Source organism: uncultured Eudoraea sp. (assembly GCF_947258525.1).
GTDB lineage: Bacteria > Bacteroidota > Bacteroidia > Flavobacteriales > Flavobacteriaceae > Eudoraea.
In genome coordinates this window covers 1-23,254 of sequence record NZ_CAMYIP010000171.1, presented here as the reverse complement: position 1 = coordinate 23,254, position 23,254 = coordinate 1, and the positions used below count along the sequence as shown (strand labels likewise).

The window sequence follows — 23,254 nt, the reverse complement described above, 5'->3', positions numbered from 1 at the left end:
TAAGTCATGAATCGTATTATATACTATTTCATTCCCATTATACTTCTAATCGGCATTTCAAGTTGTAAAAATGCAGAAACCGCTGACAAATCAGAAACTCAGCAGGATCCGGAGCTTGCAGATACCACAATTGAGCTTTCGAGTGATCAATTTGAACAAAATGGCATGGCCATGGGCGGCCTCGAGGAAAAATCTTTTCCCGAATTGGTTAAGGCTAATGGATTAATTGATGTGCCCCCTGCAAACCGAGCTGTAGTTAGTGCTACTATGGGCGGATATATAAAAAATACACATTTATTAATTGGAGATCGCATAACAAAGGGGCAGTCATTGGTAACCATTGAAAATCCGGATTTTGTGTCTATACAACAAGAATACCTGGAGATAAAAGAACAACTGACCTATTTGAGATCTGAATATGAGCGTCAGCAAATTTTGATTAAGGAAAAAATTTCATCACAAAAGAGTTTCCTTAAAGCTGAAAGTGAATATAAAAAAGCAGAAGCCACCTATAATGGACTTCAAAAGCAATTAGACTTGCTTAGAATTTCACCGGCAGATGTAGAAAAGGGCATTATTAGTACAACTTCCACGCTATATTCGCCCATTAGTGGTAGTATTACCCAGGTAAATGTATCTCTGGGGATGTATGTTTCACCTGCAACCCCAATCATCGAAATTGTAGATAATGACCATATACATTTAGAATTATCTGTTTTTGAAAAGGATATAATGAAGATTCACAAAGGGCAGGAAATTACATTTAAAATACCGGAAGCTTCTGCAGAAATATATAAGGCAGAAGTATATTTAATTGGCAATGCCATAGAAGAAAACAGAACGATACGAGTCCATGGACATCTCAAAGATACTTCCAAACATAATTTTCTAACCGGGATGTTTGTCAACGCCACTATTATTACATCAGATAAAAAAGCCCTAAGTATTCCTTCAGAGGCCCTGGTATCCTTAAATGATTCCTCATACCTCTTAATACTGGAAACAAATAAGGATGACGTTTATAGTTTTAAACCGCTAAAAGTTGAAACTGGCGAAACATATATGGGTTACACTGCTATAAAAAATCTGGATGACTTACCGGAAAACCCTCGTATTTTAACTAAGGGTGCATTTACTCTTATGGGGGAGTGATGGTAAATTAGCTTAAACCTACATCTAAGGCCATCATAATAATAAAACCTCCAATAAAGCCCATTGTTGCGATGTCCGTGTATTTGTCTTGCTGCGTCTCAGGAATAACCTCTTCAACAACGACAAAGATCATTGCTCCGGCAGCAAAGGACAAGGCGTAAGGCAGAATAGGTTGGAATGTAAGAACCGCCCATGCACCTAAAACTGCGGCAATGGGTTCAACCATAGCAGATGCTTGTCCATAAGTAAAACTCTTAAGACGGCTAAGCCCTTGCCTTCTTAAAGGCATAGCAACTGCGAAACCTTCGGGAAAGTTTTGCAGACCTATCCCAAGCGCCAAAGCCACAGCTCCACCTATATTTGCACCTTCAAAACCGGCAGCAACTCCGCCAAACAAAACCCCTACAGCAAGACCTTCAGGAATATTATGCAGCGTTATGGCTAGTGTAAGCAGCGTTGTCCTGTGCCAGGGTGTTTTTATTCCTTCACTTTCTTTAAAATTAATATGTATATGCGGTAAAACCTTATCCAATCCATAAATAAAAACAGCGCCAAGTAAAAATCCCACTGCCGCCGGCAGAACCTTAACAAAACCTTCTCCCGGGCTCATTTCTATTCCAGGGGCCAGAAGACTCCAAAAACTTGCAGCTACCATTACCCCACCGGTAAATCCAAGCATTCCATCTAAAACAGCCCTGTTCATTGTTTTAAAAAAAAAGACCAGACCTGCGCCTAAGGCCGTAAGAATCCAGGTAAAAAGTGTTGCATAAAAAGCAGCAAGAATAGGATTAATTGATTCAAAATAACTAATGACATTCTCTATCATAACTCAATCTTTTTAACGTATAAATTAGAGGCTATTTGCTGAGAGATTTGTAATTCTCTTTCGTTAAGAAGAATTCGCAAAGAATTATCAAACTCTTCTTTTTCTATAATCTTCATTTTATTACCAAGCGCTATACTATTTTTATCCAGGAACCTCAGGAATACCGCAGATGAGTCTTTGACCCCCACACATAGTGCCACAGAACCTATGGGTAATTGACTCAACAGTTGATTGTCATGCTCCATAAACTCTCCATTTTTACCCGGAATAGGGTCTCCGTGAGGATCAAATTTGGGGAAGTCTAATAGTTCATCGAGCTTATCAATTAATTTTTCACTTTTAATATGTTCTAGTTGTTCGGCAATTTCATGTACCTCATCCCAGGTGAAACCCAACTTCTCTACTAAAAAAACTTCCCACAAACGATGTTTTCTTATGATTGATAAAGCGGTCTTTGTACCGAGGGTTGTCAGTGATACTCCCTGATACTTTTTGTAATGAACCAGCCCCTTTTTAGATAACCTTCTCATCATATCAGTTACTGAGGATGGTTTGGTCTCCATCTTTTCGGCCAGGGCATTAGTTGAAATAACTTCAATACCTGTGTTGGCCAGATGGAATATTGCCTTAATGTAATTCTCCTCAGAATGAGTCATAAAAAACATTTTAGCAAAAATACATTTTTATTTGTACAAACAAATTTTTAGATTTGTCTAAATTTTTTATTTGGCAAATGAAATACATTGTTAATCCCTTTATTTTCAGGATAGTCATATTTGTGCTTCTATCTCTTTTGGGAATTTCAAATTTGTTTTCTCAACAAAATAGAATTACCGGAGTAATTCTGGATGGAGAAATACCCGTGCCTTTTGTAAATATCTACCTCCAGGGAACAGAATTTGGTACATCTTCTGATAGAAACGGTGAGTTTACCATTGCTAACATTCCCGATGGGAACTATAAAATTAAGACTTCTGTTTTGGGGTACACTCCTTTTAGCCAAAAAGTTACCTTAGCTAACAATAAAGTGCTGCTTCTTAATATATCTCTCAAGACTTCATCAGAGCAATTAGAAGAAATGGTGGTTACGGGCACTTTAAAACCGGTAAAAAGATTGGAAAGTCCTGTACCTGTTGAAGTATATAAACCTACCTTCTTTAAAAAAAATCCCACCCCAAGTATTTTTGAATCCCTTCAAAACGTCAATGGTGTGCGGCCTCAAATTAATTGTAATGTCTGTAATACCGGGGATATTCATATTAATGGACTGGAAGGACCATATACGCTGGTCTTAATAGACGGCATGCCCATTGTAAGCGGTTTGGGCACTGTATATGGGCTATCTGGTATTCCAAATTCTTTGATAGAGCAAATAGAAATTGTCAAAGGGCCTGCTTCTACCTTATATGGCAGTGAAGCAGTTGGAGGGCTAATTAATATAATAACAAAAAAACCCCTGGAGGCGTCTACTTTTGAAGCTGATAGCTTTATGAGCGGTTGGGGTGAAGTTAACCTTGATCTTGGATCAAGAATTGAATTAGGGAGTAGTTCCAACTTACTTCTTGGCCTTAATTATTTCAAATACGACAACCCAATTGATGATAACGGAGATAATTTCACGGATTTAACACTTCAGGATCGTGTATCCTTTTTTCAAAAATGGAGTTTGAACCGGGAGAATAACCGCATTTTTTCATTGGCAGGTCGTTTTTTTTATGAAGACAGATGGGGTGGTGAAATGCAATGGACCCCCGAATTCAGGGGTGGAGATGAAATATATGGCGAGAGCATCTACACCAGGCGTTGGGAGATACTTGGAAAATATCAATTGCCCTTCAAAGAAAATATACTCCTTTCCATGTCATATAATGACCACAGTCAAAATTCTGTATATGGCAACACACCTTATCTGGCAGATCAGCGTATTGGTTTTGGGCAATTAACATGGGATAAACTTTGGGCTAAGCATGATCTTCTGTTTGGAACTGCAGTTAAATACAATTATTATGACGATAATACTCCTGCAACTTCGGGAATAGCCGGAAATAACGAAGCAGACATTGTCTGGATACCAAGCCTGTTTGTGCAGGATGAGATAAATTTTTCCAAAAAACATTCTCTGCTAACCGGTATTCGTTATGATTATGACAAACGACACGGTTCTATATTTACTCCAAGATTAGCCTATAAATGGAAAATTACGGACAATGATTTATTCCGCCTGAATACGGGTACCGGATTTAGGGTTGTTAACCTTTTTACTGAAGAACACGCAGCTTTAACCGGTGCAAGAGAAGTAGTCATTGCAGAAGATCTGAAACCTGAGCGTTCCATTAATGTGAATATTAACTACCTTAAGAAAATATACAGCAATGATGGAACATTTATAGGTTTGGATGCCTCAGCCTTCTACACCTATTTCAATAATGTTATTCTGCCGGATTATGATACCAATCCCAATTTAATAATCTATAGAAATCTGGAAGGCAAATCTGTTTCCAAGGGAATAAGTGCTAACCTGGATTTAGCGTTCCCAGTAGGACTAAAAATATTATTAGGAGCTACTTTAATGGATGTAAGTAATACTACAAACGGTGTTACCCAAAGGCAAATCCTTACCGAAAGTTATAGCGGAACCTGGAGTATATCCTATGCCTTCAGAACGCTTAATCTGTCTGTGGATTATACCGGCAACTTATATGGGCCGATGCGCCTCCCGCTTTTGAGTGAGCTCGATCCCAGACAGGAATATTCTCCAACCTGGAGTATTCAAAATATTCAATTTACATATTCCGGTGTGAAAAATTTTGAATTTTATGGAGGAATAAAAAACCTGTTGGATTGGACTCCTAACAGGGGCAACCCGTTTATTATAGCGAGGGCCAATGATCCCTTCGATAAAAATGTTCAATTTGACAATTCAGGTAATGCCATCCCTACTGCAGATAACCCGTATGGTCTTACTTTTGATCCCTCTTATGTCTATGGCCCAAATCAGGGAATGAGAGGGTTTTTAGGAATGCGCTACCGTTTGAATTAATATACAAGGACTACTTGAGCTGTAATTTGTACTTTTGGTATTTTTCATATTTGTGCAGAAATACTACGACTATATAATAATTGGTGCCGGAGCCTCAGGCTTGATGCTGGCTAATGCCCTTGGAACTGATCCATATTTTAAGGATAAAACTGTATTATTAATTGACAAGGATGCCAAAAAGACTAATGATCGTACCTGGTGCTTTTGGGAAAAGAATGAAGGTGATTTTGATACAATCATTGCAAAAAGTTGGAGTCAGATTCAATTTTATAGTGAAGATTATGGAGTTAATCATAGGATAGCGCCATATAAATACAAGATGTTACGAGGCCTCGATTTTTACAATAGCTTTCTTGATAAAATTCAGTCTTATAAAAATATTAGTTTTTTGCAGGATATGGTTACAGGGGTTGTAGATCATAAAAATTATGTGGACGTAACCACCCAAAGTGAAGGCTTCAGGGCAACCAAGGTTTTTAATAGTATTTTCAATTATAAGTTGCTGCTTCAACAAACCAAATATCCTGTTTTACAGCAGCACTTCATAGGATGGTTTATTAAATCTGACAAACCCATTTTTAATCCCGAAAATGCCACTTTTATGGATTTTTCGATCCCTCAAAAAGGCAATACCCGTTTCATGTATGTTTTGCCTTTTTCAGAAACAGAGGGTTTGGTTGAGTATACATTGTTCTCTGCTGAAACATTAGATGAACAAGAGTATGAAGATGCAATTAAAAAATACATCAAAGAAAATCTTAAGTGTACTGAATATGAGATAGTAGAGAAAGAAAAGGGAAATATTCCAATGACCTGTTATGATTTTTCTGCAAAGAACAGCGAAAATATTTTACATATTGGAGTAGCAGGTGGATGGGCCAAAGCCAGTACGGGATATACCTTTATGAATACTAACAGAAAAACCAAAGAATTAGTGGCTTTTCTTAAAAAGAATAAACCCCTTTGGTCATTCTCTCATAAAGATCGGTATTGGTATTATGATTTACTTTTATTAGATATCCTCTATAAGGATAACAGCAAGGGCAGACGTATTTTTGAGTCCCTATTTAAGGGAAGCAGCCCCCAACTTATTTTTAAATTTTTAGACGAGAAAACTAACATTAGAGAAGATCTTAAGATTATTTCCAGTTGCCCTAAAAGTTATTTTATAAAGGCACTATTTAACAGGTTGTTTTAAACTTCTCTGTTCATGAGTTTATTGCCAAATCGCTGAAGTACCCCTTTCTTGCTTTCCGGTGCTTCCAAAGATTCCAGTATTTCAAATGCCTGCTTTGTATACTTTTCAATTTCTTTCCGCGTAACTTCGGCCGCACCACTTTTAATGAATATGTGCTTTACGGTTTCAATTTTTTCATGTGGGTTCTGAGGTTTAATGGAAAAAAGATTTTTCAATTCACTCCTCTCTTCTTCAGTAGCTAATTCCATTGCCCGTATATACAGAAAAGTTCTTTTATTTTCTATGATGTCACCCCCTAGCTGTTTCCCAAAATTCTCCGGATCGCCGAACGCGTCCAAATAGTCATCCTGCAGTTGAAAGGCTATGCCAAGATTTATGCCATATTCATAAATTGCATCCTGTGACTCTTCTGAAGACTTGGCAATTATGGCACCCATTTTCATGGCTGCAGCAACTAAAACGGCTGTCTTATAGGTTATCATTTTGAGGTAATCGGGAATAGTGACATCGTCACTTAATTCATAGTCCATATCATATTGCTGACCTTCACAAACCTCAATGGCTGTTTTGCTAAATACTTTTATAAGCGATTTAAACAAATCTGGCGGATAGCTCTCAAAATACTGGTAGGAATTAATAAGCATGACGTCGCCAGACAAAATACCTGTATTTACATCCCATTTTTTGTGTACGGTTTTTTTTCCTCTTCTTAGTGGTGCTGCATCCATGATGTCATCATGTACGAGGGAAAAATTATGAAAAACTTCAATTGCAAGGGCAGCATCCAGCGCATCCTCATAGTTCCCTCCTAACACATCCGTACTAATAAGCGCTAATATTGGTCTGAGTCTCTTTCCGCCCATATCCATTATATATACAATGGGATCGTATAAATTCCGAGGTTCTTTGGTTCTGATTTTATTTTCCAGATAGGAATTAAAACATCCCCTATAAAACGCTATGTTCGGCATTTTGAATTTTTTTCAAAAATACATTAAAAGCATGCACTGAAAAACATTTATATAAAATTCCTGTATACAAAATAGGCGTAAACAAGGTGGTTTGTTAAAAAAATGTAAAACTTTGGAAACTTTTTATGTTTTTATAGTTTCCTGTTTATATTTGGCCCTGATGATGAAAGACAAAATACTGATTAAAGCGACAGACCTGTTTTTAAATCTGGGGTTTAAAAGCGTTACTATGGACGACCTTGCTCATGCAATGGGTATTTCCAAGAAAACCATTTATTCTAATTTCGAAAACAAAACTAAGCTGGTAGAAGCATGTACAATGCATGTATTTGATTCTGTCTCCTGCGGGATTGATGAAATATGTTTACTAAAAAAGAACCCTATTGAAGAGTTGTATGAGATTAAAAGACTCGTAATGGAGCATCTAAACGATGAGAAAACCTCTCCTCAGTATCAGCTTCAGAAATACTATCCCAGAATTTTCAATACCCTTCGAAATAAACAATTTGAAATGATGCATAGTTGTGTCATTAATAATGTAAAAAAAGGTATAGAGCAAGGGATTTACAGAGATAATCTGAACATTGAATTTGTCGCGCGAATATACTTTCAGGGAGTATCAAGTATTAAAGATACCAGACTGTTCCCTGTTGCTAAATTTCCCGTGGCCGATCTTATGGACAACTATCTGGAATATCATCTCAGGGGAATTGTAACTCCCAAAGGAAGACAAATACTGAATAATATAATCAACTCTAATCAAGATTAAATGAAAGTTCAAATTTTAAGCTTTTTGGCATTCCTATTTATGGGTTGGTCTTATTCCCAGGAACAACCCAATAGCTTTTCGCTTGAAGAAGCTATTACCTATGCCCTTGAATATAACTACAGTGTTATTAATGCCGATAGAGAAATATTAGATGCACAAAAGCAAAAATGGGAAGTTATTGCTACCGGTTTACCCCAAATTGACGGTAATCTTAGCTACCAAAATCAATTAAAGCAACCTGTAACTCTTATCCCAGGGGAAATTGTAGGGGGAGAACCGGGATCTTTTCTCCCTGTCGTATTTGGACAACAAAATCAGGTTAATGCAACCGCTACTCTTCGCCAGCAAATATTTGACGGGTCATACATTGTAGGGGTTCAGGCTACTGAAGCCTTTCTTCGATACAGTCAAAACAACAAAGAGAAAACAGACCAGGAAATACGGAAAGCAGTTATAGAGGCATATGGAAATGTTTTACTGGCAAAGGAAACCGTTGCTATCCTTGAAAACAACAAGGCTACGTTGGAGAAAAATCTTTTTGAAACAGAAAAACTCTTTGAAAATGGCCTTGGTGATGAAGAGAGTGTAGAACAGCTACAAATTACATTATCCTCTATTATCAGTGCGTTAAAAAATTCAATCCGATTTGAAGACATTACGCTTCAAATGCTGAATTTAATTATGGGGCTTCCCATTGAAAACGAAACCTTGTTGACCGACAAATTGATTTTGATCTTTTGCAATCGGAATTTTTTATGGAAAACAATGTAGATTACAAGTTGGTGCTAAACTTAAATGAACAGCGATATTATGAATTAAAGCTTGCCAAAAGTAAAGCCTTGCCAACACTTAATGCATTTGTAAATTATGGTGCCTCCGCATTCAGCAATACATTCTCATTTTTTGAGAGTCAACAGCAGTGGTTCGGATCATCGGTCTTAGGTTTCGATCTAAAAATTCCTATATTCAGTTCCCTTAACAGAAGTGCATCTACCCAAAGAGCTAAGATTGCCTATGACCAGGCTAAAACGCAATTGACAGAAACGGAAGAACAGATCAGATTGCAGCTTGAACGGGCTAAAAGCGATTATATTTTTTCAATTGAGGATTATCAAACTACAAAAAGCAATCTTAATCTTGCTGAACGGATTGAAAGGAAAAATCAAATAAAATATTTTGAAGGTCTTGCTACCAGTTTTGAATTAAGACAGGCTCAAATTCAGCTTTATACCGCGCAGCAGGATTACCTTGAAGCTATGGTGGAAGTTATCAATAGAAAAACAGAATTGGAAACCGTGCTTAACAATTAAATCTCAAATCATAAAACCGAATAAGATGAAAAACGCTCTTATAATAACATTAATTTCATTACTGACAACATCCTGTGGAAATGGAACCATTGAGTCCGTTGAAACTTTGATTGCAGAAGGTAATTTGGAAGCGATAAAATTAAAAAAACAGGAAATCACTGCAAAACAAAAAGAATTGACCGCAGAGCTAAGGCTTCTTGATTCTGTTATCAAAATTAAAGATAGCAACTCAAAATTAGCACTGGTTACTACCATTAAAACAGAAGAAAAGCAGTTTAATCACTATCTCGATCTTCAAGGGAACGTAATGACCAAACAAAATGTGTTGATTTATCCGGAAATGGCCGGAACCTTGCTTAGAGTATATGTGAAAGAGGGGCAAAATGTCAGAAAAGGTCAGCTATTAGCAACAATAGATGATGGTGGAATGAGTAGTCAACTTGAACAGCTCAAAACTCAGGCTGCGCTTGCAAAAACTACCTTTGAACGTCAAAAGAGGCTGTGGGAACAAAAAATTGGATCTGAAATTCAATATCTGCAGGCGGAAACAAACTATCAGGCAGTTATGAATTCTGTTAAACAAGGAGAAAGCCAGTTGGCTAAATCAAACATCAGAGCTCCTTTCTCTGGAATAATAGACAATGTTATTCAGGAACAGGGAACTGTTGTTTCACCTGCTAGTGGGCAAGCTGTATTCCGCATTGTAAATCTCTCCGAAATGTACATTGAAGTAGACGTCCCTGAAAGTTATATTAATGGAGTAACCGTAGGTAAGGAAGTAAAGATCTATTTTCCGGTTCTGGGCGATAGTATTACTTCTGCAGTTCGGCAAACAGGAAATTTCATTAATCCAACCAACCGATCTTTTCGTGTGGAAATTGCAGTACCAAACAAAAACAATACTATAAAACCCAATCTGACGGCTCGTGTCCAGATTAACGATTATAGCAATAACGCTGCTATTTTAATTCCACAGAGTTTGATATCTGAAAATGCAGAGGGGGAGCAATATGTTTATATAGCAACGGAGGTCGATTCTAATAACATGGCTGTAGCTAAAAAACAGGTAATTCGCACAGGTCTTACGCAGGGAGACTATGTAGAAGTATTATCCGGTATTGCAACCGAAGTTCAGGTAATAATGGAAGGTGCTCGCAATGTTAGGGAAAATCAGAAAGTAAAAATAATTCAATAGTCTTATGAGTAAGCAAAAGAGAAATATAAACAAGGAATTTAGGTTGTCTTCCTGGGCTATTGATAATCCTTCGGTCATTTATGTAATGATCGCAATCTTTCTGTTCATTGGTTTATCTTCCTATTTTTCGATGCCCAGAGAAGACTTTCCTGAAGTAAAAGAAACCAAAATATATATAAGCACCATTTATCCCGGAAATACAGCTGAAGATATTGAACGGTTGCTTACAGATCCTCTGGAAGACAGATTAAAGGATGTGAGTAATCTGGTGGAAATTACCTCTACCTCCCAGGAAGATTACTCAATGATTGTTGTTGAATTTGATGAGGATATAACCGTTGAAAACGCTAAACAAAAAGTTAAGGATGAGGTAGACAGCGAAAAAGCGAGTGAAGACTGGCCAATTTTCAATGGAGCAAAAGTAGAACCGGATGTCTTTGACTTAAATATATCTGAATCTTTTCCGATAATGAATGTTAACCTCACAGGGGATTACCCGGTTGATAAATTAAAGGAATTTGGGGAATACCTGGAAGATGAAATTGAGGATTTACCGGAGATTAAAGCTGTAGATATAAGAGGCGCTCAGGATAAGGAAATAGAAGTAGCTGTGGATATTTATAAAATGATGGCTGCTAAGGTAAGTTTTGACGATGTAATACAAGCCATAAGCAATGGGAATATGACCATGTCTGCGGGAAATTTAAAGACCAGCGGACAGCGTCGTACAATTCGTGTTTTAGGAGAAATTGAAAACCCAACTGAACTTGAAGATTTTGTTGTAAAATCAGAAAATAATGGCGCAGTATATCTAAAAGATATTGCTGAAGTTTCTTTCAAGGAAGAAGAAAAAATAACCTATGCCAGAGAACGCGGTAAAAGTGTGGTTATGCTCGATATTAAAAAAAGAGCAGGTAAAAACGCCATTACCGCAGCGGATCGCATAAAGGAAATTGTAAAAGAATCTAAGGAGAATTATTTCCCGGCAGACTTGCAGGTTAGTATCGCCAATGATTCCTCAAACCGAACGTTAAATCAGGTTGACGACCTGGTGAACAATATTATTTTTGGGATCATACTGGTGGTAACCGTTTTAATGTTCTTTTTAGGTTTCCGCAACGCACTCTTTGTAGGGTTTGCAATCCCTATGTCTATGTTCATGTCTTTCATGATATTATCTACCATGGGTTATACTTTAAATACCATGATCTTGTTCGGGCTAATAATGGGACTGGGCATGCTGGTAGACAATGGTATTGTGGTTGTTGAAAATGTTTACAGGCTAATTGAAGAAGAAGGTATGCCTCGTATTGAGGCGGCCAAAAAAGGTATTGGTGAAATTGCTTTTCCAATAATTATATCTACTGCCACAACAGTGGCTGCCTTTGTGCCACTAGGACTTTGGCCGGGTCTTTTTGGGGAATTTATGATCTATTTCCCAATAACCTTATCAGTCGTCCTTGGCTCTTCATTATTTGTGGCAATTTTTATGAACTCCATGTTAGTGTCTAGCTTTATGGAGGTAGGAGATAAAGAACTTACAAGAAAACAGCTAATTAGACTCAGTATTGTCCTTGGTGGGTTTGGACTATTTATCCTCATATTTGGTGGAGCTGTTCGTGGCTTGGGCTCCCTCATGATTGTAGTGGCAATCTTATTTTGGATATATAAGTACGGGCTTAAAAAAGCGGCTTCAAAATTTCAGAAAAAATACCTGTCCCGATTTGAAAATTGGTATGAAAATCAGTTGAGAACTGCTCTGAGGGGAAGAAATGTGTATGCTTTTTTTGGTTTTACAGTATTCTTATTGATAGTGGCCTTTATTGCTTTTGGTATATCACTTGGAAGTGGCCGTACAAAAGTGGAGTTTTTCCCTGATAATGTCCCTAATGAGATTTACGTCTATATAGAATATCCTCAGGGTACGGCGATAGAAAAAACTAATGAGATTACTAAAAATATTGAAAAAAGAGTTTACGCCATTGCAGACGATCCTAAATATATGGATGGTGAAAATAATTTACTTGTTGCATCAAGTGTTTCACAAGTAGGTAAAGGCGCAGAAAATCCGTTTACCGAGGGAGGATCAGCAGCAGAAATGCCCCATAGAGGTAAAATAACTATTTCTATGGAGGAGTATAAATTTAGAAATGGCAGAGATACTGAAGAGCTTCGCAAAGAAATTCAGGATGGACTAAAGGGTATTTATCCGGGGATTGCTATTTCTGTTGAAAAAGATCAGGTTGCTCCCCCTTCGGGGTATCCAATAAATATTGAAATTGAAGGGAAGGATTACAACGTTTTAATAAATACAGCCGAGCAAATGCGCAATTTCCTTAATTCTAAAAATATAGAAGGCATTGAAGAATTAAAGATCGATGTTAATACCGGGAAGCCGAGTATGCAAGTTACTGTAGATCGGGAAAAAGCCGGTGAACTTGGCGTATCTGTCGGACAAGTGGGCTTGCAGTTAAGACGTTCTCTGTTTGGAGACAAAGCCGGTATTTATAAGTCAGGTGGCGAAGATTATGACATTAATGTTCGTTTTAATAAGGATCTCAGATATAACACCAGTGCTTTATTTAATCAGAACATAATTTTCAGGGACCAGGCAACAGGTCGCATTAAGGAAGTTCCGGTTTCTGCAGTGGCATCTCAAAGAAATACATCCAGCTTCAGTGCCATTAAACACAGGGACACCAAACGTGTTGTTACTCTATATTCCGGACTTAGGCCCGGATTTACAGATGCCGGGGCTATTGTAGCGGAGATAAAAAAGGAAATGGAAGAATATACCGGTATTCCTGCTGATGTAAAAATTGACTATACAGGGCAAATAGAAGAGCAAAACAAACAAATGAATTTTTTGGTTGGTGCTTTCTTTTCCGGACTTGGTTTAATAATGTTAATCCTTATCTTCCAGTTTGGAGGTATTTCAAAACCAGCTATTATAATGACAGCCATCTTTTTAAGTTTTATTGGAGTTTTTGGTGGATTAATGATAACCGGATGGCCTTTTGTTATTATGATGACTATGATGGGCATAATATCCCTGGCCGGTATCGTTGTTAATAATGGTGTGGTCCTTCTGGATTATACCCAAATTCTTATAGATCGTAAAAAGGTGTCATTAGGCATGGACGATAAAGATCTCCTATCCCGGGAACAAGTCACAGAATTAATTGTCAAAAGTGGAAAAGCCAGGATGAGGCCCGTATTGCTAACCGCAATAACTACGGTCCTGGGGCTCATTCCTTTGGCCATTGGACTGAATCTTGATTTCTTTTCGCTTTTTACCGAGTTTGACCCTAAAATTTATATTGGTGGAGACAATGTGATTTTTTGGGGACCCCTGGCCTGGACCGTTATTTTTGGATTAATTGTGGCTACCTTCCTTACACTTATTATAGTCCCTGTACTATTTAATATCGTGTATAGAATAAAGATTAAACTCAAAGGAGGAACTAAAAAAAGACCTTTAAAAAAGAAAGACCTCGAAATTGCTGCCTAATACCATAAGTATTATTCAATAAAAAAGCCCCGCATAATGCGGGGCTTTTTGAAGTGTTTAATTTAATAATACAGCCTATTCATTTTCTGAAAGTGGTATTGGCAAAACATTGTATACCTGATCTCCGGGCCTGTCTACAGGTAAGGTACTGGATAATCCATACCGTCTTAGATCAAACATCCTGTGGTTTTCAGACCATAAAGAATATCTTCTTTGATTCAATAGTTCTGTAGTAAGATCATCTGCTGTTTGCGCTCCTGCATAATTTGGTAGAGATGCTGAATTACGTATGGTATTCAAAGCATCTTCGGCATCCTGCAGATTATTTGCCAAAATACTTGCTTCTGCATATAGCAGTATCAACTCCTCGTTCCGAAGGATTTCAACATCTGATACATTTGTAGCATATAAACGCGTTTCATGTGTTCCTGTTAGCCCATCCTGGGAACTTGGATCCGGTCTTGGAGCGGCCTTTGTTGCTACACGAGTATCGCCTGCTTCAGCTTCATTAATCCAACTATCATGCACAATAATCTGATCCCCGTTGTTTACATTTTCTGGTGTTGATGGAACCCTGAAAATAGGATTTGCCTGGTCTCCCCCACCCAGGCCAAAAATATGGTTGGGACCCAGATCTAAAGCACCACCAATATCAAAATAAGAACCGGTAAGTGCGGTTAACGCAGATGTGCCATCACCAGCATAAACAGCAGCCAACGCTGCTATAGCTCTGTTAAACTGAGCAAAAGTAGCAGGAGTGTCGAATCCGCTAAAACCGGTACTCAATGGAAATGCAAAACTACCACCGGCACTTGAAAGATTTCCCTGGGCCTCGTCTAACAATGCACGTATTTGAGATAATGCCTCGTTAAAATCTAATATTGGACCCAGATTGTCCGGGTCTGCTACATCTAATCTGGCCCTGTCATAGGATTTTAAAACCTGGATTAACTCATAAGCCTGCATTGTTTTTGCAAACCCAATATATCCATTAGATTCGGCATCCGTAACAAATTCCGTGTTAGAGGCAGCTTCTATCAACAAATTGGCATTCTTTGTAGCACGGTAACTACCATTCCATTGTTGCGTGCTGTAAAACGAATTATTGTCTAAGCCAATCCCGTCTTTTCCCAGAAGATCTCCGGTATTACGAGGATCTGCATCAAATAAATAAAGTTCCCGCGCCATTGTACCACTGGCCGTAACTTCAACACCCAAACCATCCCTGATTGTAGATTCTATGCCTACTACCAGTTCGTTCAATTGTCCTTTTGAAGCATTTTGTTGAACTCCACTGACACTGGGTCCGTCGGGATCTTGTACTTCATCAATTGTGCATGAGTACACTATTACTAAAATAGTACAGGTCCATGCTAACGTAGTTATCTTTTTGATAATATTTTTCATCGTCAATTTTTTAAAAGTTAACATTCAAGTGAAAGTAGAATTGCCTTGAACTCGGAAATGGAGTTACCTCTATTCCACTGGAAAGTCCGGCACCACCATTAACGGACACTTCAGGATCATAACTACTATAATCTGTTATGGTAAAAATATTTCTACCTGAGAATCCAAATTTTACTCCCTCCACGGTTTCACCAAAAATATCGTTCACAGTTTCGGTTGGCAGTCTATAATAGACTGCGGCTTCCCTTAAGCGAACATAACCAGCCGGTTCTACAAATCGCAATGCATTTGCAGGTGTGGCTAATCTTGCCTGACCTTCAGGAGTTTCCAAATCCGGGGTCACGCCCCCCAAATCTGTCAGGAAAGTAGAAAGGTTGAGGTTCTCACCACCCTGTTTCCATTGAAGAAGAAACGATACATCAAACTGCCTAAACAATGTCAGGTTATTACTGAAAGCCATCTGAAAATCAGGCTCAACATTTCCAACTTGTGTTTGCACGCCGTCTATATTTCCAACTAATTGGGTTACCGGTTTTCCTTCTTCAATAAAGAAGGTTCCCAAACCTAGCCCAAAACCCGCTCCGGGTTGGGGAAAGGCCGGTACATCTAAACGGGTAATTTCAGATCGGTTCAGATAAAATAGAATCCCTGTATTCCATAAAACGTTCCGGTTACTGATAACATCCCATCTAAAGCCCAATTCTACCCCGCTGTTCCTAAGGTCCGCAAGATTTGTCGTTTCCTGAGTAAATCCAGTTGAGGAAGGAAGTGCTCTCGTTAGTATTAAATCCTTAACTTGTTTATTATAATATGTGGCCTCGAAAGTAATACGATTTTGGAGGAAACCCATGTCAAATCCCATTTCAATTTCCTTAGCAGTTTCCGGTTCTACATCCGGGTCGCCCTTAGCCGCTAAAACCGATTGTCCGATATTGCCGCCAATATTATTTGCTCCAAAGCTCGTAAAAGTGGCTCCAAAACCGGCCGGGTTACCTGTTTCACCATAAGCAATTCTAAGCTTTAGTTGGCTTATAGCTTCACTGCTCCAAAAATCAAAATTATTAAAGTTTACGGCCAAAGACGCTTTTGGAAAGCCATAGAATTTATTTGGATCTCCATTTCTGCTGGATTTATCCATACGATATCCTAAAGTGGCAATAAACTGATCCCTATAGTTTCCTTCCACCTGCGCAAAGAATCCAAAATCTTCCTCTTCTGTCCTATTCTGATCTATAACCTGGTTGACGGATTGATCTACGCTTGTTTGTCCTGCTGCAAGAAGTGAACCCCTGCTATTAACCAAGTTAGACTCCTGGCTCAGATACGTTACACCTACTTGTGTAGTTAAACCCAGGTCGCCTCCCATAGCATCATGATCCCATACCCCTATGGCTTGTGTATTAAACTGTGTAAAGTTATTCTTTCCTACGGCAACAAAACCCCCTTGACCACCAATTTGTGCTTGATGTGTTTCGGGAACATAAACATTAGTCTCGTTAGCCAAATAATCAAATCCACCACTTAAAACTAACTTTACGCGGTTAACATCGGTTGTTAAGATATTGGTGTTTAAGGCCAGTCCCTGAACTATCCGGTTGTTAGTATCATCGTTTCTTGCATTGTCTCTCACAAAAATTGGATTCCCAGGATAATTGGGGTTATTCGGATAGTTACCATTGGCATCAGGAAACAAATTATTCCATGGCCGGGTGAAAGCCAAAGTATACCCATAACTAAGTCCACCTTCATTCTCATTACCGGTAAAACTCCGGCTAGAATTACTTCTGGTGTAATTGGTAGTAGATGTAAAATCAAAAACATTAGAAATTTTGTGTTCTATGTTTGTACGAAGTGAGAGACGATCAAACCCGGTATTTTTAATAATTCCATCCTCGTCTCTGTAAGCACCTCCTACATAGAACTTGGTTCTTTCATCGCCACCGGTTGCATTCAACCTTGTTTCTGTAATAAACCCGGTTTCTCCATAGATAATGTCTTCAAAATTATAAAGGCTGCCCCGTTCGGCAATGGTTGCATTATATTTGTCTCTTTCGCCTGCGTCAAATGTCGCCTCCACAGAATCTGCTGTCCAGGGTCTTATTCCCAAAGGATTAGCAATTTTATTACTACCTAAATCCTGGCTAAAACTGATTTTTGTTTTCCCAGTTTTCCCTCGTTTTGTAGTTATTATTATTACCCCTGCATTTCCTCTTTGTCCATAAATTGCCGCTGCAGAAGATCCTTTTAAAACTTCGATATTCTGAATATCGTTTGGATCCAGATCTGCTAAACGGTTACTGGAATTTTCTTCATTCCCTCTATTTGCACCTGAGGCAAATCTTAATCCGGAGGGTATCTCTACATTGTTATAATAAACACCGTCTACAATAATCAAAGGCTGGTTGTTTCCATTTATAGAAGAAACACCCCTTAGTCTTAAGGCAAAACCACCACCGGGAGCTCCCGAAGATGCTGTTATGTTTACCCCCGGCACTTTACCATATAGGGCCCCGTCTACAGTAGACTGACTTGTTGTGCCCACCAATTCCTGAGAAGAAACAGTGGAAACCGCATTCGCCAAGTTTTGACGTTTTACCGAAGTTGCTAAACCGGTAATAACTACCTCGTCCAGACCGGTTGCCGATTCAACTAAAACGACATCCAATGTTGTTGCATCAGTAACCTGAATTTCCCTGGTTTCAAATCCCAAAGAGGAAAAAACCAAGGTAGCCGGAAAACTGTTGACGGTTATTTCATATTTACCATCAAAATCGCTCGTAGTTCCCGTATTGGTCCCTTTTATTACAACGTTTACCCCGGGTAAGGGAGATCCATCCAATTCATCCTGGATATACCCGCTGACCGTAGCCTGCGAAAATGCCAGGACTGGCAGCGCAAGTAAAAGCCACAGGAATACCTTGTTAAGTACAGTTTTTTTCATGTTCAGTAGTATTTAGAATTAGCTATTGTTCTTTCCAAGGTAATGAAGATTAGCTGCATACAAAATTTTTTTTAAGGTTTTTTTAACAACACCGCCCTTGTAAAAGTTCAGAATATGCCAGAAAACATGTTTCAGGAGTATCACATACACGCATATCTTCTTACATTTGCGGCGGTAAAACAAGGCACTAAAAATGTACAGGAGTCATACTTGTGGTGAATTAAGGTCATCACACATCAATAAAGAAGTTACTTTATCTGGTTGGGTGCAGAAAACCAGGGACAAAGGATTTGTAGTCTGGGTAGATCTACGAGATCGCTACGGCATAACACAATTGGTTTTTGATGAAGAAAGGAGTGATCCTGAAATATTCGAAAAAGCAAGGAATTTAGGTCGCGAATTTGTTTTGCAGGTAGAGGGAACAGTTATTGAAAGAAGTTCAAAAAACCCGAATATCCCAACCGGTGATATTGAAATCTTAGTTTCTAAAATTCATGTCCTGAACGAATCTTTAGTCCCTCCATTTACTATTGAAGATAAAACGGATGGTGGAGAAGATCTGAGGATGAAATATCGCTATCTGGATATTCGAAGAAATCCGGTAAAAGAAAATCTCATTTTCCGTAGTAAAGTTACCCTGGAGGTCAGGAATTACCTTACCCAACAGGGCTTTATAGAAGTTGAAACCCCATATTTAATAAAATCTACTCCGGAAGGTGCGCGCGATTTTGTTGTGCCAAGCAGGATGAATGAGGGCCAGTTTTATGCGTTACCACAGTCTCCTCAAACCTTTAAACAACTACTCATGGTAGGTGGTCTGGATAAATATTTTCAGATTGTAAAATGTTTCAGGGACGAGGATCTGCGTGCAGACAGACAGCCTGAATTTACACAGATAGATTGCGAAATGGCTTTTGTGGAACAGGATGATATTTTAAATGCTTTTGAAGGACTTACCAGGCATTTGTTACTTGAAATAAATGGTGTAGAAACCGGAGAATTCCCCAGACTGACATATGACGAAGCCATGCGAAAATATGGCAATGATAAACCGGATATCCGATTCGGAATGGAGTTTGGCGAATTAAATGATATAGCGCAAAACAGAGATTTTAATGTTTTTAATTCCGCTGAATTGGTTGTTGGGCTTGCAGTACCCGGTGGTGCATCCTATACGAGAAAGGAAATAGATAAATTGATAGAATGGATACGCCGTCCGCAAATAGGAGCAAAAGGCATGGTATATGTTAAATGCAATGAAGACGGAAGTTATAAATCTTCTGTTGATAAATTCTACGAACAGGAAGACCTTTCCAAATGGGCTCAGCGGACCGGTGCAAAACCAGGAGATCTTATATGTATCCTATCGGGCAATGCGGATGAAACAAGAACTCAGTTAAGTGCATTGCGCATGGAATTGGCAGAACGCCTGGGCCTTAGAAACCCGAAAGAATTTGCCCCTTTATGGGTCGTAGATTTTCCATTGCTGGAGTTGGATGAAGAAACGGGCAATTACCATGCAATGCATCACCCATTTACTTCTCCAAAACCCGGGCAGTTAGAATTGCTGGAAACTGATCCGGCTGCGGTAAGGGCTAATGCCTATGATTTGGTTTTAAATGGAAATGAAATTGGTGGTGGATCCATACGAATTCATGATAAAGAAATGCAGGCTACCATGTTTAAACATCTGGGTTTTAGTCCGGAAGAAGCTAAAGAACAATTCGGCTTTTTAATGGATGCCTTTCAGTATGGCGCTCCACCGCATGGAGGAATTGCATTTGGTTTAGACAGACTGGTTGCCATTTTAGGAGGACAGGAGACTATCCGTGATTTTATAGCATTTCCAAAAAACAATAGTGGAAGGGATGTAATGATTGATGCGCCTGCATCTATTGATGAGAAGCAATTGAAGGAACTGAGTTTAAAATTAGATATTCAATCTTAGCTTTAATCCCTTTTAAAGGTAGCATTTTTTAATACCTTTAAACGTATAATCTAATAATGCCCAACCGTATTACACGCTTGTTTACCAGGTTTCTTAAGTGGAGGTATAAACATATTTCCAATAAAACCTTTACACAACTGATGAGCGTGGTTGTAGGATTTTTGGCCGGACTTGCGGCTGTTACCCTTAAAAATATTACCTACTTCATAGAATCTCTTCTGGAAAAGGGAATTGTTTTTTCAAACAATCAACTCTATTTTATCACACCAATTATTGGTCTTACCCTTGTTTATCTATATGTAAAGTTTGTGCATAAAGAAAAATTGGAGCATGCAATTTCCTCTATACTTTTTGCACTGTCTAAAAAGAAAGGAATAATTGGGGTGAAGAAAATATATTTACCCCTGGTTACAGCTCCATTGACCGTTGGTTTTGGGGGTTCAGTTGGTCTTTTGGGCCCTGCCGTAGCTTCGGGAGCAGCAATAAGTTCAAATGTCGCGAGATTATTACATATTAATGCCAAAACAAGGTCCCTACTTATAGCCTGCGCCTCTGCGGGAGCCATTGCTTCAATATTTCAGTCTCCCATAGCAGCCATAATTTTTGCTGTAGAAGTTTTTAGCCTTGACCTGACCATGATCTCAATGCTTCCATTATTACTGGCATCTATTTCGGGGGTTCTGACCTCGTACTTCTTTCTTGGTGATGAATCGCTATTTAGTTTTTCAATAACTGAAAAATTTGAAATAAAAGACACCTTTTTTTATATCGTTTTGGGTGTAGGTACCGCAATCGCATCTATTTATTTTACAAAAATGTATTTTGGAATACTAGCCTTCTTTGAAAGATTTAAAAGTCCTAAATATAAATTACTGGTTGGCGGATTAGCCATTGGAATTATGCTCTATTTTATTCCCCCTCTCTACGGGGAAGGTTTTGGTTTTATAAATAACTTGTTGCATGGCGAACATGCTATTGCTTTGGGCAAAACACCTTTTGATAGCTATACAAATAACATATGGGTAGTAATAGCCCTCTTATTTGGGATTACAATTTTCAAAGCTGTGGCAATGACTACCACTTTTGCAGCGGGTGGTTCGGGAGGTATATTTATCCCTACTATGGTAATGGGAAGTGCCCTGGGTAATGTTGTTGCCAAAGTAATAAACAACTTAGGCCTTGGGCTTTCTGTAAATGAGAGTAATTTTACGCTGATTGGGATGGCAGGGCTTATTGCAGGTGTGCTTCAGGCACCCTTAACCGCCATCTTTTTAATTGCTGAAATAACCGGAGGCTATGAGCTTTTTGTTCCTTTAATGATTACCTCAGCAATATCTTTTCTTCTGACAAAAAATGCAATTGATTATACCATATATACCAGAGAATTAGCTGAACAGGGCGCATTAATTACGCATGATAAAGATCAAGCCGTTCTTACCTTAATGCAGCTCGATGATATTATTGAGCGGGATTTTAAAACTATTAGGCAGGATATGACGTTGGGTGAGCTTGTACATAAAACAGTTGCAAAATCTACAAGAAATATATTTCCCGTAATAGACGCAAATGACGCGCTTGTTGGGATCGTATCATTAGATGATATTCGTGAATTTATGTTCGACACATCAATGTATGAGAAAATAAGTGTCGAATCCTTTATGCACAATGCGCCTGAGCTAATATTTTATGAAACGGACTCCATGAAGAAGGTAATGCAAAAATTTCAGGATAGTAATGCCTGGAACCTGCCTGTTATAAAAAATGGGAAATATTCAGGATTTATTTCAAAATCCAAGTTGCTGACCGCATATAGAAGGAAGTTGATTAACTTTACACAAGAAGATGCGAATTAAATTAAAACATATTGTTCTGGTAATTGTTTTGGCCTCGTTAGGGGCTATCATTTATGGCTTTACCCTAGGGGAAGATCAATCGCAAATTGCCAATAAATTCATTGGTTTTGGGACGGTTGGACTATTTTTAATAGCTATGCCCTTATTTCTCATAAAAGAGAGCAAAAGCAGGAAAGTAAAGGATTATATGCTTACCGAAGAAAATATTCGTAAAATGCAAGGCAAACTTCCCAAAAAGACTGAAAATCAATAAATTTGGTCAAATTTTACCTTTTCTTTAAAGAGGTCTGCCCAAAAAATCATACTTTAGTAGGGTAATTTTTTTATTTTAATACTTATTTTAATGACAGGAACTGTAAAATTTTTCAATGAATCCAAAGGATACGGGTTTATTACCAACGACGACACCGGGAAAGACATCTTTGTTCATGCAACAGCATTGAACGGAGTGGAACTAAACGAAGGCGACAAAGTAGAATACCAAGAAGAAGAAGGAAGAAAGGGCATGGTTGCCGCACAAGTGCAGGTAATCGGATAACAATATTTTATTTTGAATTGAACCATCCCCGAATCTATTTCGGGGATTTTTTTTGCCCTTAATTTAACCTTCGTTTCAGAATAAAAAATCGTTTTAACAGTTCTGAACACTCCTCTTCCATAATGCCTCCGGTTATTGAAGCTTTCGGATGTAATTGCCCGCCTGAAACAGAAAAACCCCTTTGCGGATCATAAGCCCCAAAAACAACTTTTGAAATTTGACTCCAAAAAAGTGCTCCAGCACACATTTGACAAGGTTCCAGGGTTACATATAAGGTACAATTTTGCAGATATTTGCCTCCCAGAAAGTTAGCGGCCGCTGTAATAGCCTGCATTTCTGCATGAGCCGTTACATCGTGAAGTTGCTCGGTTAAATTGTGCGCCCTTGCAATTATTCTATCCTGTACTACAATTACTGCTCCAATGGGTACCTCTCCTTTCTCAAAAGCAGTTTCTGCTTCCTGTAATGCCCTTTTCATAAAATAGGCATCGTCATATTTAAGATCAAAAGACATAATAGTACAATAATAGGTATAGATCTGGTTATAACAAAAAAATGAATTAATGTACATTTGCTACTTCTTATGAAACTATTG

Annotated in this window: 16 protein-coding genes and 1 pseudogene; 11 read left to right on the top strand and 6 right to left on the bottom strand. The window is 38.4% G+C overall.

The annotated features are described in order from the left end of the window. Window positions 1-6: 6 nt before the first annotated feature. Complete coding sequence (locus Q0X89_RS12945) at window positions 7-1,152, top strand: efflux RND transporter periplasmic adaptor subunit (RefSeq protein ID WP_297694829.1); 1,146 nt, start codon at window positions 7-9, stop codon at window positions 1,150-1,152. Between the two features lie 7 nt (window positions 1,153-1,159). Here the strand turns inward: Q0X89_RS12945 and Q0X89_RS12940 are convergent, their stop codons facing one another. Together Q0X89_RS12940 and Q0X89_RS12935 are read right to left on the bottom strand one after the other, a co-directional pair. Beyond that, window positions 1,160-1,975 (bottom strand): ZIP family metal transporter, encoded by an 816-nt coding sequence (locus Q0X89_RS12940; RefSeq protein ID WP_297694863.1) that lies wholly within the window; start codon window positions 1,973-1,975, stop codon window positions 1,160-1,162. Next, complete coding sequence (locus Q0X89_RS12935) at window positions 1,975-2,634, bottom strand: metal-dependent transcriptional regulator (protein ID WP_297694827.1); 660 nt, start codon at window positions 2,632-2,634, stop codon at window positions 1,975-1,977. Before Q0X89_RS12935 ends, Q0X89_RS12940 begins: the two co-directional genes overlap by 1 nt. Before the next feature lie 77 nt (window positions 2,635-2,711). Here Q0X89_RS12935 and Q0X89_RS12930 point away from each other — a divergent pair, with 77 nt between their 5' ends. Both Q0X89_RS12930 and Q0X89_RS12925 read left to right on the top strand, forming a co-directional pair. Then, window positions 2,712-5,018 (top strand): TonB-dependent receptor, encoded by a 2,307-nt coding sequence (locus tag Q0X89_RS12930; protein WP_297694825.1) that lies wholly within the window; start codon window positions 2,712-2,714, stop codon window positions 5,016-5,018. A 52-nt stretch (window positions 5,019-5,070) separates the two neighbouring features. After that, window positions 5,071-6,216 (top strand): lycopene cyclase family protein, encoded by a 1,146-nt coding sequence (locus tag Q0X89_RS12925; RefSeq protein ID WP_297694823.1) that lies wholly within the window; start codon window positions 5,071-5,073, stop codon window positions 6,214-6,216. Here Q0X89_RS12925 and Q0X89_RS12920 read toward each other — a convergent pair. After that, window positions 6,213-7,187, bottom strand: a complete 975-nt coding sequence (locus Q0X89_RS12920) for a polyprenyl synthetase family protein (RefSeq protein WP_297694821.1) — start codon at window positions 7,185-7,187, stop codon at window positions 6,213-6,215. The two genes, Q0X89_RS12925 and Q0X89_RS12920, sit on opposite strands and share 4 nt — an antisense overlap. A gap of 163 nt (window positions 7,188-7,350) precedes the next feature. Here Q0X89_RS12920 and Q0X89_RS12915 point away from each other — a divergent pair, with 163 nt between their 5' ends. The 4 genes and pseudogenes from Q0X89_RS12915 to Q0X89_RS12900 all read left to right on the top strand — a co-directional run bounded on the left by Q0X89_RS12915 (window position 7,351) and on the right by Q0X89_RS12900 (window position 13,972). Next, complete coding sequence (locus Q0X89_RS12915) at window positions 7,351-7,956, top strand: TetR/AcrR family transcriptional regulator (protein WP_297694861.1); 606 nt, start codon at window positions 7,351-7,353, stop codon at window positions 7,954-7,956. Next, window positions 7,957-9,266 (top strand): annotated as a pseudogene (locus tag Q0X89_RS12910) (TolC family protein). Window positions 9,267-9,291: 25 nt separating this feature from the next. After that, on the top strand, window positions 9,292-10,461 hold the full coding sequence (locus Q0X89_RS12905; RefSeq protein WP_297694819.1) for an efflux RND transporter periplasmic adaptor subunit: 1,170 nt from the start codon (window positions 9,292-9,294) through the stop codon (window positions 10,459-10,461). Between the two features lie 4 nt (window positions 10,462-10,465). Further along, window positions 10,466-13,972 carry an efflux RND transporter permease subunit gene (locus tag Q0X89_RS12900; protein WP_297694817.1) on the top strand — a complete coding sequence of 1,169 codons (3,507 nt, stop codon included), beginning with the start codon at window positions 10,466-10,468 and terminating at the stop codon, window positions 13,970-13,972. Window positions 13,973-14,047: 75 nt separating this feature from the next. Here the strand turns inward: Q0X89_RS12900 and Q0X89_RS12895 are convergent, their stop codons facing one another. Both Q0X89_RS12895 and Q0X89_RS12890 read right to left on the bottom strand, forming a co-directional pair. Next, a complete protein-coding gene (locus tag Q0X89_RS12895; protein ID WP_297694815.1) occupies window positions 14,048-15,379 on the bottom strand; it encodes a RagB/SusD family nutrient uptake outer membrane protein in 1,332 nt (443 codons plus the stop codon). A gap of 10 nt (window positions 15,380-15,389) precedes the next feature. After that, window positions 15,390-18,320 (bottom strand): SusC/RagA family TonB-linked outer membrane protein, encoded by a 2,931-nt coding sequence (locus Q0X89_RS12890; protein ID WP_297694813.1) that lies wholly within the window; start codon window positions 18,318-18,320, stop codon window positions 15,390-15,392. Between the two features lie 193 nt (window positions 18,321-18,513). Here Q0X89_RS12890 and aspS point away from each other — a divergent pair, with 193 nt between their 5' ends. From aspS to Q0X89_RS12870, 4 genes are all read left to right on the top strand, one after another. After that, the gene (gene aspS / locus Q0X89_RS12885; protein WP_297694811.1) at window positions 18,514-20,268 is read left to right on the top strand and encodes an aspartate--tRNA ligase; all 1,755 of its coding nucleotides are present in this window, start codon (window positions 18,514-18,516) and stop codon (window positions 20,266-20,268) included. A 56-nt stretch (window positions 20,269-20,324) separates the two neighbouring features. Beyond that, a complete protein-coding gene (locus Q0X89_RS12880; RefSeq protein ID WP_297694809.1) occupies window positions 20,325-22,121 on the top strand; it encodes a chloride channel protein in 1,797 nt (598 codons plus the stop codon). Then, the gene (locus Q0X89_RS12875) at window positions 22,111-22,374 is read left to right on the top strand and encodes a hypothetical protein (protein WP_297694807.1); all 264 of its coding nucleotides are present in this window, start codon (window positions 22,111-22,113) and stop codon (window positions 22,372-22,374) included. The genes Q0X89_RS12880 and Q0X89_RS12875 overlap by 11 nt, the downstream gene beginning before the upstream one ends. Before the next feature lie 90 nt (window positions 22,375-22,464). Next, complete coding sequence (locus Q0X89_RS12870; RefSeq protein ID WP_019671237.1) at window positions 22,465-22,659, top strand: cold-shock protein; 195 nt, start codon at window positions 22,465-22,467, stop codon at window positions 22,657-22,659. 58 nt (window positions 22,660-22,717) lie between these two features. Here the strand turns inward: Q0X89_RS12870 and Q0X89_RS12865 are convergent, their stop codons facing one another. Beyond that, the gene (locus Q0X89_RS12865) at window positions 22,718-23,173 is read right to left on the bottom strand and encodes a nucleoside deaminase (RefSeq protein ID WP_297694859.1); all 456 of its coding nucleotides are present in this window, start codon (window positions 23,171-23,173) and stop codon (window positions 22,718-22,720) included. Window positions 23,174-23,254: the final 81 nt, after the last annotated feature.

Coding starts and splice junctions, on each gene's coding strand:
- Q0X89_RS12945 (WP_297694829.1), top strand. CDS start 7: ATGAATCGTATTATATACTATTTCATTCCCATTATACTTCTAATCGGC.
- Q0X89_RS12935 (WP_297694827.1), bottom strand. CDS start 2,634: ATGACTCATTCTGAGGAGAATTACATTAAGGCAATATTCCATCTGGCC.
- Q0X89_RS12930 (WP_297694825.1), top strand. CDS start 2,712: ATGAAATACATTGTTAATCCCTTTATTTTCAGGATAGTCATATTTGTG.
- Q0X89_RS12920 (WP_297694821.1), bottom strand. CDS start 7,187: ATGCCGAACATAGCGTTTTATAGGGGATGTTTTAATTCCTATCTGGAA.
- Q0X89_RS12915 (WP_297694861.1), top strand. CDS start 7,351: ATGAAAGACAAAATACTGATTAAAGCGACAGACCTGTTTTTAAATCTG.
- Q0X89_RS12905 (WP_297694819.1), top strand. CDS start 9,292: ATGAAAAACGCTCTTATAATAACATTAATTTCATTACTGACAACATCC.
- Q0X89_RS12900 (WP_297694817.1), top strand. CDS start 10,466: ATGAGTAAGCAAAAGAGAAATATAAACAAGGAATTTAGGTTGTCTTCC.
- Q0X89_RS12895 (WP_297694815.1), bottom strand. CDS start 15,379: ATGAAAAATATTATCAAAAAGATAACTACGTTAGCATGGACCTGTACT.
- Q0X89_RS12890 (WP_297694813.1), bottom strand. CDS start 18,320: ATGAAAAAAACTGTACTTAACAAGGTATTCCTGTGGCTTTTACTTGCG.
- aspS (WP_297694811.1), top strand. CDS start 18,514: ATGTACAGGAGTCATACTTGTGGTGAATTAAGGTCATCACACATCAAT.
- Q0X89_RS12880 (WP_297694809.1), top strand. CDS start 20,325: ATGCCCAACCGTATTACACGCTTGTTTACCAGGTTTCTTAAGTGGAGG.
- Q0X89_RS12875 (WP_297694807.1), top strand. CDS start 22,111: ATGCGAATTAAATTAAAACATATTGTTCTGGTAATTGTTTTGGCCTCG.
- Q0X89_RS12870 (WP_019671237.1), top strand. CDS start 22,465: ATGACAGGAACTGTAAAATTTTTCAATGAATCCAAAGGATACGGGTTT.
- Q0X89_RS12865 (WP_297694859.1), bottom strand. CDS start 23,173: ATGTCTTTTGATCTTAAATATGACGATGCCTATTTTATGAAAAGGGCA.